At 35.2% G+C, this 11,299-nt stretch carries 9 protein-coding genes; 7 read left to right on the forward strand and 2 right to left on the reverse strand.

Annotated elements, in window-relative coordinates; all coding sequences use genetic code 11:
- The first annotated feature begins 17 nt into the window (after positions 1–17).
- The 6 genes from GTR01_RS03025 to GTR01_RS03050 all read left to right on the forward strand — a co-directional run bounded on the left by GTR01_RS03025 (position 18) and on the right by GTR01_RS03050 (position 6,531).
- A complete protein-coding gene (locus GTR01_RS03025) occupies positions 18–2,633 on the forward strand; it encodes a valine--tRNA ligase (protein WP_160136379.1) in 2,616 nt (871 codons plus the stop codon).
- Between the two features lie 93 nt (positions 2,634–2,726).
- Complete coding sequence (locus GTR01_RS03030; RefSeq protein ID WP_160136380.1) at positions 2,727–3,362, forward strand: DUF4241 domain-containing protein; 636 nt, start codon at positions 2,727–2,729, stop codon at positions 3,360–3,362.
- Positions 3,363–3,427: 65 nt separating this feature from the next.
- On the forward strand, positions 3,428–4,318 hold the full coding sequence (locus tag GTR01_RS03035) for a ribokinase (protein ID WP_160136381.1): 891 nt from the start codon (positions 3,428–3,430) through the stop codon (positions 4,316–4,318).
- A gap of 91 nt (positions 4,319–4,409) precedes the next feature.
- Positions 4,410–5,252, forward strand: a complete 843-nt coding sequence (locus GTR01_RS03040) for a serine aminopeptidase domain-containing protein (protein WP_160136382.1) — start codon at positions 4,410–4,412, stop codon at positions 5,250–5,252.
- Entirely contained in the window at positions 5,252–5,899 is a 648-nt protein-coding gene (locus tag GTR01_RS03045) for an HD domain-containing protein (RefSeq protein ID WP_160136383.1), read from the forward strand. Before GTR01_RS03040 ends, GTR01_RS03045 begins: the two co-directional genes overlap by 1 nt.
- 38 nt (positions 5,900–5,937) lie before the next feature.
- Positions 5,938–6,531: a hypothetical protein gene (locus GTR01_RS03050; protein ID WP_160136384.1), complete on the forward strand. Its 594-nt coding sequence runs from the start codon at positions 5,938–5,940 to the stop codon at positions 6,529–6,531.
- A gap of 99 nt (positions 6,532–6,630) precedes the next feature.
- Here the strand turns inward: GTR01_RS03050 and GTR01_RS03055 are convergent, their stop codons facing one another.
- Both GTR01_RS03055 and GTR01_RS03060 read right to left on the reverse strand, forming a co-directional pair.
- On the reverse strand, positions 6,631–6,861 hold the full coding sequence (locus GTR01_RS03055) for a hypothetical protein (protein ID WP_160136385.1): 231 nt from the start codon (positions 6,859–6,861) through the stop codon (positions 6,631–6,633).
- Positions 6,862–6,993: 132 nt separating this feature from the next.
- Entirely contained in the window at positions 6,994–7,884 is an 891-nt protein-coding gene (locus GTR01_RS03060; protein WP_160136386.1) for a DUF72 domain-containing protein, read from the reverse strand.
- 207 nt (positions 7,885–8,091) lie between these two features.
- Here GTR01_RS03060 and GTR01_RS03065 point away from each other — a divergent pair, with 207 nt between their 5' ends.
- A complete protein-coding gene (locus GTR01_RS03065) occupies positions 8,092–11,295 on the forward strand; it encodes a TonB-dependent receptor (RefSeq protein WP_160136387.1) in 3,204 nt (1,067 codons plus the stop codon).
- Positions 11,296–11,299: the final 4 nt, after the last annotated feature.

Below are 11,299 nucleotides of genomic sequence, written 5' to 3' on the forward strand. Positions count from 1 at the left end.
CCAAAGAAATAGAATTTATGCAGATTTCAGAAAAGTACAATCCACAGGAAACAGAACAGAAATGGTACAATTACTGGTTGGAAAACAAATATTTCCACTCAGAACCTAATGACAAACCACCATATACCGTGGTCATTCCACCGCCAAACGTAACGGGGATATTACACATGGGACATATGTTGAACAATACCATTCAGGATGTTCTGGTCCGTCGCGCAAGAATGCGCGGGTTTAATGCTTGTTGGATTCCGGGAACAGATCACGCTTCTATTGCTACCGAAGCTAAAGTTGTTGCTAAGTTGAAGTCTGAAGGAATCAGCAAGTCCGATATTACCCGTGAGCAATTCCTTGAGCATGCTTGGGAATGGACAAATAAATACGGAGGAACAATTCTTGAACAGCTTAAAAAATTAGGATGCTCATGTGATTGGGACAGAACCCGTTTCACTTTAGAAGACAAGCTTTCACAACAGGTTATCAAAAGCTTTGTAGATCTTTATAATAAAGGTTTGATCTACAGAGGATACAGAATGGTAAACTGGGATCCGGAAGCCAAAACCAATATCTCAGATGAAGAGGTAATCTTTAAAGAGCAGAATGGAAAATTATATTTCCTTAAATATAAGATTGAAGGCTCAGAAGAGTTCCTTTCAGTAGCTACGACACGTCCTGAAACTATTTTCGGGGATACTGCCGTATGTATCAATCCTAATGATGAGAGATATGCTCATTTGAAAGGTAAAAATGTAATTGTACCCATTGTTGACAGAGTAATTCCAATTATCGAAGATGAATATGTGGATATTGAGTTTGGAACAGGAGCTTTAAAAATTACTCCTGCACACGATATCAATGACTATGAGATCGGGCAGAAACATCAGTTGAAAATGATTGATGCATTGGATGATGACGGTAATCTTAACGAACATGGTCTTCATTATGCAGGTCAAAACAGATTTGATGTAAGAAAGCAAATCGCAAAAGAATTAGAAGAAAAAGGTCTTTTACTAAAAGCAGAAGATTATGTAAATAAAGTAGGAACATCTGAAAGAACAGGGGCAGTTATTGAACCTAAAATTTCTGTACAGTGGTTCCTTAAAATGTCTGAAATTGCTAAACCTGCATTGGATGTAGTAATGGATGATGAAGTGAAATTCTATCCTGAAAAGTTTAAAAACACTTACAAATACTGGATGGAAAACATCCGTGATTGGAATATTTCTCGTCAGCTTTGGTGGGGACAACAAATTCCAGCTTATTATTACGGAGCAGGAGATGAAGATTTTGTAGTTGCTGAAACGAAAGAAGAAGCTTTAGAATTGGCAAAACAAAAAACAGGAAATCAGGAGCTAACGGTAGAAGGTCTTAGACAAGATGATGATGCTCTAGATACTTGGTTCTCTTCATGGTTATGGCCAATGTCTGTATTTGATGGATTATTGGATCCTGAAAATAAGGATATCAACTATTATTATCCTACCTCTGACCTGGTAACAGGGCCAGATATCATTTTCTTCTGGGTAGCTAGAATGATTATGGCAGGATTGGAGTATAGAAAAGAAGTTCCATTTAAGAATGTTTATTTCACAGGAATTGTAAGAGATAAGCAGAGAAGAAAGATGTCAAAATCTTTAGGAAACTCTCCGGATCCACTTGAATTGATGGAAAAATATGGCGCTGATGGTGTTCGTGTAGGTATTCTATTAAGCTCTGCAGCTGGAAATGACCTTCTTTTTGATGAAGATTTAATGCTTCAAGGAAGAAACTTCATGACGAAGATCTGGAATGCTTTCCGTTTGATCAACATGTGGAACCATGAAGATAAACCAGCCATTGCTACCGATAATCAGGCTATCGAATGGTTCGAAAATAAATTAAATAAAACCATTGTTGAGATCAATGATCAATTCGAGAAGTTCAGAATTTCTGATGCACTTCATTTGATCTATAAATTAATTTGGGATGATTTTTGTGGTTGGTATCTGGAAGCCATTAAACCTAACTATGGAGAAGGTATTTCTAAAGAAGTTTATAACAAAACAATATATTTCTTTGAAGAATTGATGAAACTGCTTCATCCGTTCATGCCTTTCTTAACAGAGGAATTATGGCAGACGATTTCAGAAAGAAATATTGAAGATGCTTTAGTTATTGCACAGCAAAAAGAAGCTACTACCTTCGATGAGACGATCATTAAAAACTTTGAAACAGCTGCAGAATTGATCTCTGGAGTTAGAAATTACCGTCAGACAAAAGGTATTTCTCCAAGAGAAGCTGCTGAAATATATACCAATGCTGCTGAATTTGCTAATGAAGCAGTCGTAAGAAAACTGGCAAACGTTTCTGATATTCATTTTGGACAGAAAACTGATAAGCCAAGCTTTACATTCCTTGTGGGAGCAACGGAAGTTTCAATTCCTTTAAGTGAAAACTTAGATTTAGGAGAAGAAAAAGCTAAAACTGAAGAAGAATTAAAGTATCTGAAAGGATTCTTAATTTCAGTAGATAAAAAACTTTCCAACGAAAAGTTTGTAGCGAATGCAAAACCTGAAATTGTAGAGGTTGAGCGTAAGAAACAAAAAGATGCTCTTGATAAGATTGCGATCTTGGAAGAGAAGCTGAAAAGTTTATAAATTTAAAATAAAGACAATACGTTGTCTTAATATCAGGCTGGGTACAGATGAATAACTTGTATCCAGCCTGATGGTTTAAAGAAAAGATATAAAATGACACATATAGAAAACATAAAGAAACTATTTTCGAAGGACTTTGTAGAAAGCCCGTTGTTAGAAAGTTTTGAAGTAGGAAAAATCTATCTATCCAGCGGTAAGCTGGTAGCTTGTGATCCTTTGATCACGAATGATATGCTTCCTTTTTCTACAGAGTTTCCGAAAGGAGAATTCTCTGTGATGTTGCATAAGGAGAAGGACAGTAATTGTGTAGCCTATGCAGAAATTATTTTTAATAATACAGAAATTGCAGACTGGAAATTAGCGACTACTGCTGGGCAGAAAGTAAAAGAATTGGCAGAGGGAGAGGTTTTTGGATATCCTGTAGAAAGTGGCATGGGCTGTTTCATGGATGTAGATACTCAAAACAGTCTTAACGAGCTGGAGCAAAAGCTTTATAACAATAAAGGAGCAGATTTCATGGGGATTTATGAAGAGTTTTTTCATGGGCATTTCTTTGATGAAAAAGGAGCAATAGACCAATATGCATTTTTAAAACCTTCAGACAATCATCCAGGAACTATATTCGCTTTTGAGACAGGATATGGTGAAGGTTTTTATGCCAGTTATGTAGGTTATGATAAAAATCAATCACCAGTGAAAATTATTACAGAATTTATTGAAATAAGTTAGGTAAATTTAATTATTTTTGGCACGGAATTTAGTCTGTTATAATTTTTAAACTAATATCAAACACAATGAATTTCTCATCAGAACAACCCAAAATTATCGTTGTAGGAAGCTCCTCAATAGATCTTGTTTTGGAAACCGATAAACTTCCCCTTCCTAATGAAACAGTACTCGCTGTAAACTCAGAGAGTTATTTTGGCGGGAAAGGAGCCAATCAGGCTGTAGGAACTGCAAGATTAGGGGCAAGCGTTTATTTTATAGGTTGTGTTGGAATGGATCCCCTGGGGCAGCAAATTATGAGAAATCTGGTGGGTGAAGGCGTAAATGTTGGTTTTGTACATGAAACAGACAAAGAATCAACAGGTACAGCGTATGTAACAACATGTGAGGGAAATGCTGCTATTGTTGTGGTGCCCGCAGCCAACAAGTATCTTAAAAAGTCTCACATTGATGAGGCTGACCGCTATTTCCATACTTCTGATCTTATCCTTATACAACTTGAAGTTTCTATGGATGTAGTAGAGTACACCGTAAAGAAAGCTAAGAAATATGGTAGAAAAGTAGGTTTGTACGCTTCACCTGCCATGAGAGTGAGTGATGAGGTTCTGGAGCAGGTAGATTTTATTGTAGCTAAAAGCAATGAGCTTTTTATTATTTTTGGTGAAGAGAAACGAGAAGAGGTTCTTAAAAAATATTTCAATAAGGTATTTGTAAGAGACGATACCAATTCTACGGTTTACTTTGATGGTACAGAAATGAAGTACTATAGAAAGAATAAAGAAAAGACCGTTTATAAGATGGGAATGGGTGATGCATTTACTTCAGGATTTGCCATTGCATTGTGCCATGGGAACTCTATTGAAGACTGTGTGAAATTTGGAAATGAAGTTTCATCAAGAGTTTCAGGAAGTAAGGGATCCCAAACCGGATTACCAAGAATGTCAGATTTCTTTTCTTAAAACTATTTACGGCATATCGAAAGTTTAAAACTAAACGTAAAAATATACTTAAAATGTCCACTTTTATAGTGGATTTTTTCTTTTACCCCCTATGGAAAAACTAATACTCACCACAGAAGACCATGCTTCCCTGACTGCCCATCTTTTTCAGCCTGAAAAAAGTAATGGAAAATTATTGCTTATTAATTCTGCAACAGGTGTAAAACAGCATGTCTATTTTTCTTTTGCCAACTATTTTTCAGAGCAAGGATTTACGGTAATTACTTATGATTACAGAGGAATAGGACTATCTAAACCAGAGAATATGAAAGGCTTCCATGGATCTATGAGAATATGGGGCTCAAAGGATTATAAAACCTTAACAACATATATTCAAAATCAATTCTCGGAGTACAGAAAATTTTGTTTAGGACATTCGGTGGGGGCTTTAATACTAGGAATGAATAAAGATTCTAAGATATTTGAAGAATTGATATTTGTTGGAACTCAGAATGCTTTTGTTGGAAACCTCAGACTGAAAACAAAGATCGAAGCCTATCTGGGCTTTGGAATTGTACAGCCATTAACGACTTCATTATTAGGGTATTTTCCTGCAAATTGGTTTGGGCTTGGAGAAAGTCTTCCAAAAAATTGTGCATATGACTGGAGAACCTTAATTTTAAACAAAAAATCAACCAATAGATTGTTGGAGAAAATTGATGATTATTCTAAAAATTTAACACAAAAAGTTTTTGTAATTCGTGCAGAGGATGATGTTTGGCTGACAGAAAAAGGAGTGATGAGTCTTTTAAATAATACTTATCCTAATCTTAGGCCAACGTACAGACTGATTAAAACAGCTGAATCTGAGAAAAAAGAAATTGGACACGTTAATTTTTTTAGAAGTTATAATCACAAGCTCTGGGATATTATTTTAAATGAACTGATAGATTAATGAAAAGCACGATTAACAACACCGTAGAATTTGTAAAAGAAAAATTAGAAGGAGCAGAAGCAGGACACGATTGGTTTCATATTGAAAGAGTGTGGAAGCTTGCTAAAAAAATAGCAGAAAAAGAAAAAGAAAGCGATCCGGTTGTAGTAGAACTATCTGCATTATTGCATGATATTGCAGATCCTAAATTTCACAATGGAGATGAAACAATAGCTCCGAAAATATCCAGAGAATTTTTAGAAAGCCAGAATGTTCCTAATGAAACCATTGAAAAGGTTTTATTTGTGATTGAAAATATTTCATTTAAAAACAGAAGCCAGGCACCTGCCAATCCACCTATTGAACTTAAAATTGTACAGGATGCTGATCGTATTGATGCCATTGGAGCAATAGGAATTGCCAGAACATTCAATTTTGGAGGATTTAAAAACAATCCGATGCATGATCCCGATGTTCAGCCTAATTTAAATATGTCTAAAGAACAGTACAAAAAATCTAATGGGACAACGATTAATCATTTTTATGAAAAATTATTGTTGCTAAAGGATTTAATGAATACTGAACATGGTAAAAAAATGGCCCAGGAAAGACATGATTATATGCTGAATTTCCTAGACCAGTTTTACAAAGAGTGGAATGTAGATTAACATGCTCTCAAAAAATCTGAAATCAGTATCTTTGCAATATGGTATTTTTCATTCTTGTTATCTTTTGGGCGTGTATCTTTTCTCTGATTTTATATAAAGTAAAATCGGGAAGACTGGCAAAATGGGCAAGACTGTTCCGTATTGTGACAGTAGTTTCTTCGATCTCTATTTTTACGTATTGGTTTATTAAGAAAAGTGCCGTAGCATTTGTTGATAATTCTGTAGGACTACAGGTTATTAATAAGCTTCCGCAAGCACTCGATTTCTATTTGATCAACGTTAATAAAATCGATAAAAACACTAAGCTTGAACCTAAGCATATTGGAAAAATACGCCCGGAATATTACAGAGTAGAATATCTGAAAATGGATAAATCTGATGAATACTGGATTGTAGGCTATCTTGGAAAGAAGAATCTGGTTTATTTTTCACAGCATTCTGTTCCTAACAAGAATATTGACCAGATTGTAGAAGTACAGAATTATATCAACCAAAGTATGAAGTTGTCTGAAGCTGCTAAAAAGCAGGTGGATGCTTACAATTATGAAAATACAAAGCTGGGGATCTGGATCACATTAGATTTTCTGCTTTTATTTCTCAACCTGGTATTGCTTCTGAAGAAAAATAAATAAGAAACTAAATTATATATTCTCTCGCAGATTTTACTGATTGTGCAGATGATTAAGTTGTATTAATCTGCTTGATCTGGAAAATCTGCGAGAGTTTTTTTATTAAGGATAATCCAGAATGAGCATAATCTGCTCCTTATAGTCTTCTGGGCAGGCTTTTATCAATTTATCCTTATTTTGTTTACTGATCTGTTGGGGTTCCAGCCATTCTGTTTTATTAGAGTTCAGACTGTGATTGTCATATACTCTTTTTATAGTATGGTCTTCATAGAAGATGTATTCATCTCCAAGCCAGTTGCCGGAGATGCTGATTTTGCAAATTTCCTTTTTCATGACATTTATTTTTTTAAGTATGCTTTATTCATGCAAATAGAGCATTACTCTAATGTATAAAATTTTCCGTTATGAAAAGGATTTTATCGGGGTATGACCAGTAAATTAAAATTAGTCTATTTAAAATTTTAACTAAAACAGACTTCCTGTACTTTCAGTGGCCATTTTGGGAATATGGATATCTGTTTTCCATTCGTCGTTCATTTTTTTGATAAAATAAGCGGAAAGAAGGGGAGATGCCTTTTCAATATTCTGGTGAACAAAGAAATACAGATTTTGAAGACCATCTTTTTTCCATTGGGAAAGATGTTTTAGCCAGTCGTCTAGTCTTTCATAGTCACTTTCTGCATTGGCTCCTACATAACGGATGAATGCATTGGGAGTGGTAAGACGCATGTGAAGCATATCTCTTCTTCCTGCAGTATCTACGATAATGTTGGTGATATTATAGGCTTCAAAAAGCTCACAGGTGGTATTCAGAATTTCTTTATTGGTAAACCATTCTGTGTTTCTAAGTTCTATGGCAAGGGGAACTTCTTTTGGCCATTCTTTGACAAATTTTTCCAACCTGTCATAATCTTTGGGCTTAAAATTATCATGAAGCTGAAGAAAAGCCATTCCTAATTTTTCATCAAAATTAATGACTGCAGATGCAAAATGGGTCACAGGATCCGTAACATCAATGAGTCTTCTGAAGTGAGAAACGGTATTGGTAATCTTAGGGAAGAATTTAAAATTTTCAGGTGTTTTTTCTTTCCATGTTTTCACCTGGTCCGGAGTGGGCATTCCGTAAAAGGTCGCATTTAATTCAATCGAATTAAATTGAGTGGCATAATATGTTAGTTCATCCTTAGTTCCTTTAGGATAGAATCCTTTAAGGTCTGTTTTGTTCCATTTGGCGCATCCGATGGAAATGTTTTCAAGCCCTTTTTTATTAAGGCTCAAAATTTCTTTGGTTCTGGAGTGATCTTTAGGAAGGGTGAAGTCTATTTTTGATGGGTCTTCTACTTGTCCGAATTTCATATTAAGCGATTTTAAACTTTAAAATTAAGCATTTTTTTGCTGTAATCTTCATGGAAATAGTGAAAAAACATGCCATAGATCCCTCATGTATATTAAGTTTTTTTTAAGGAAATATTAAACTTTGTGTTACGCTATGTTAATTGTATGTTACCATACTTGATATTTTATCGATCTAATTTTACAGCAAGTTTTGTAGCATTAAAAATTATGAAGAAAAAAATTATCTGTGCATTTGCTTTATTATCTTTTGGGTTTGCATTTTCACAGGAGACCAGCTCTAAGATTTTCGGGAGATTAAAAGGGATATCTTCCGAGGTTACTGTGAAGGTAGTGCATATTCCTACCAATAGTACTTTTGAAACTAAAAGTAATAACAAAGGACAGTTTAGTTTAGATAACCTCCAGCCGGGAGGGCCTTATAAGATTGAGATATCTGATGGCTCACAGGTTATTTATGAAAATCCTAATTTACAACTTTCTTTAGGAAGCAATGATCTGCCAGTGGTAGACGTTGGTAATAAAGAGAAGTCAATTGATGAGGTAAAGATCACTTCAAAAAAAGTTAACGTAAAAAATGGCGTTGGGATCAGCCAGGCTCAAATTTCAGGACTTCCTAACATTAACAGAGGAATACAAGATGTTACTAAATTAGTGCCTCAAAGTGCTAATAATTCTTTTAACGGAACCAATTTCCGTTATAATAATGTTACGATTGATGGTTCTATTAATAATGATGCAATTGGTTTCAGTCCTTCATTAGGAGGGCAGACTGGGACTTCAGGAATGCCCGGAAGCAGTACCCGTTCCAACTCTATCAGTTTAGATGCTATTCAGGATGTACAGGTTTATATTGCTCCTTATGATGTGAAACTGGGAAATTTTCTTGGAGGAAGTATCAATGCAGTGACCCGAAGTGGAAGCAACGATGTAACAGGGTCTCTGTATGTATATGGAAGAAATGCTGCGATTACGGGAAGAAACAGAGTAGGAGATAACTCCAAAATGCCAAGTGATTTCTCCGATTTTATCTATGGTGGAAGAGTAGGACTGCCAGTGGTAAAAGATAAGGTGTTCTTATTTACGAACCTGGAGTATACCAAAAGGGTAGACCCAATATTTTATAACGCCAATGATCCTAATGCCCTGATAGATGAATCTGTCGCTCGAAAAATTTCAGACTTTGTACAGCAAAAATATGGATTCAATGTAGGGAGCTTTAATGGATACAATAACTTTTCTGAAAGTGCTAAGCTTTTTAACAAGTTAGATTGGAAGATCAACGATAAACATACTTTATCCATCAAAAATAATACGGTATTTTCACAAGCATCCAACCTTGAAAGAGATGGTGCCAATTTCAGATTTTCGAGTATGGATTTTGTTCAGAAAAATACAGCATCCACAACAACTCTTGAGCTGAAAAGCCGATTTAATGATAAATGGAGTAATAATTTAGTAGTCGGATACTCCTCGATTCATGATTATAGAGATCCAACATCAGGAAATGTTATGTTTCCACAGGTTGAAATCAGCCATAACGGTGGAACTATTTTATTGGGAAATGATAGAGAAGCAACTGTTTTCAATATGAAACAGAAGACTTTTGAAATTACAGATAACCTTACTTATAAAACCGGAAACCATACTTTCTTGTTAGGAACTCACAATGAATTGTATAATATCAATTATGGTTTTGTAAATGCTTTGAACGGAAGAATATCTTACGGATCACTTGCTGATTTTTATAGTGGTACTCCTGCAAGGGTAAGAGGAACCTATCCTTTTGGTGGGAATAGCAGACAGGATCTTTTCGACAATCCTTATGCTCAATATAAAGTAAATCTTCTTTCGTTGTACTTACAGGATGAGATCAATTGGGGAAGAGTAAGACTTTCACCAGGAGTAAGAGTAGATTATACAGACTTGCCTAATAAACCACAATTAAGCCCACTTGTTAATCAATCCCCTCAGGATCCTTATTTCGGAAATACCTATAACTATACTCCATTAAGTCAGTTAACGAACACTTATCTTAATAAACCAACATTATCTCCACGACTTGGTTTTACCATTGATGTTACAGAAGACAGATCTATGGTACTAAGAGGAGGATCCGGTATTTTTGTGGGAAGAATTCCCTTTGCATGGCTAGGATACGCTTATTATAATGACGGAGTTGGTTTTGGAAGTTATGATATTAATAAGCCAACGGCAGCACAGATTGCTCAGTACGGTGATCCATTGGTTGGAACTAATCTTCCAACTTGGCAGAACCCAACGAAAGATCCGAAATCATCTAAAGTACAGGTTGACCTTATTGATAACAACTTTAAAATGCCAAGAGTATGGAGAAGTTCCCTTGCATTTGATTATACTCTGGCAGGATATAAACTGACATTGGAAGGTATTTATACGAAAGTACTTTATGACTTAAAATTCCAACAGGTAAATAAAACGGATAATGTGACGTATTACAGTTATGATGTAAATCATGAAATGCCGATTTATACAACCAATATCAATAGTAAATTCTCTAATGCTTACCTTTTATCCAATACAAAAGAAGGATATCGTTACAACCTAACGGCTCAGATCTCGAAATCATATAATTTTGGATTTAATTTCTTCGCCGCTTATACCTATGGAGATGCTAGAGATATTACCAATGGTATCAGAAACTCTATGGAAAGTAACTGGCAGATGAATCAATCATTAACACCTAATGAGCCTCAGTTAACAACTTCCAACTTTGCTATCAAACACAGAGTTGTAGCCAATCTTGGATATGCTTTTAATATTTCTAAATCTAACAGATTATATACCAATGTGTATTTTAATGCACAGTCAGGAAACCCTTTCTCATGGGGATTTATAAACAATACGATTGCTAATACGGGACAAGCTGCAGGTCTGGCTTATATCTTTAAAGATGCTACAGAAGCAGCGAAATATATTGTTCCTGTAAAAGATGCTTCAGGAAATGTATTGGTAAGTGCTCAGCAGCAAATTGCCGATTATGAGAATTATGTTAATAATAATTCGTATCTGAAGTCAAGAAGAGGAAAGTTTACAGAAAGAAATGGAGACAACACCCCTTGGAATATTCAGGCAGATATTCGAATTATGGATGAGATAAGATTAAGCGAAAAATCTAAAAACACGCTTCAAATCTCTTTAAGCATCATCAACTTTACCAACTTATTGAATAAAGACTGGGGTAAAGTGTATTTTGTACCTAATACCTTTAATTCTACAGCAAGTGTAGGACTTACCAAAGTTGGAAATATAGCTACAGGACAACCTTCAGCTGGAGATCCTACTTATAACTTCAAAACCCCTGGCTCTGCTTATACTATCGATCAGTTTGCATCACGATTCCAGGCTCAGATAGGAGTAAGGTATAATTTCTAATTAG

It is taken from the genome of Chryseobacterium sp. c4a (assembly GCF_009900745.1).
In the GTDB taxonomy this organism is placed as follows: domain Bacteria; phylum Bacteroidota; class Bacteroidia; order Flavobacteriales; family Weeksellaceae; genus Chryseobacterium.

Coding starts and splice junctions, on each gene's coding strand:
- GTR01_RS03065 (WP_160136387.1), top strand. CDS start 8,092: ATGAAGAAAAAAATTATCTGTGCATTTGCTTTATTATCTTTTGGGTTT.
- GTR01_RS03030 (WP_160136380.1), top strand. CDS start 2,727: ATGACACATATAGAAAACATAAAGAAACTATTTTCGAAGGACTTTGTA.
- GTR01_RS03025 (WP_160136379.1), top strand. CDS start 18: ATGCAGATTTCAGAAAAGTACAATCCACAGGAAACAGAACAGAAATGG.
- GTR01_RS03040 (WP_160136382.1), top strand. CDS start 4,410: ATGGAAAAACTAATACTCACCACAGAAGACCATGCTTCCCTGACTGCC.
- GTR01_RS03055 (WP_160136385.1), bottom strand. CDS start 6,861: ATGAAAAAGGAAATTTGCAAAATCAGCATCTCCGGCAACTGGCTTGGA.
- GTR01_RS03050 (WP_160136384.1), top strand. CDS start 5,938: ATGGTATTTTTCATTCTTGTTATCTTTTGGGCGTGTATCTTTTCTCTG.
- GTR01_RS03045 (WP_160136383.1), top strand. CDS start 5,252: ATGAAAAGCACGATTAACAACACCGTAGAATTTGTAAAAGAAAAATTA.
- GTR01_RS03060 (WP_160136386.1), bottom strand. CDS start 7,884: ATGAAATTCGGACAAGTAGAAGACCCATCAAAAATAGACTTCACCCTT.
- GTR01_RS03035 (WP_160136381.1), top strand. CDS start 3,428: ATGAATTTCTCATCAGAACAACCCAAAATTATCGTTGTAGGAAGCTCC.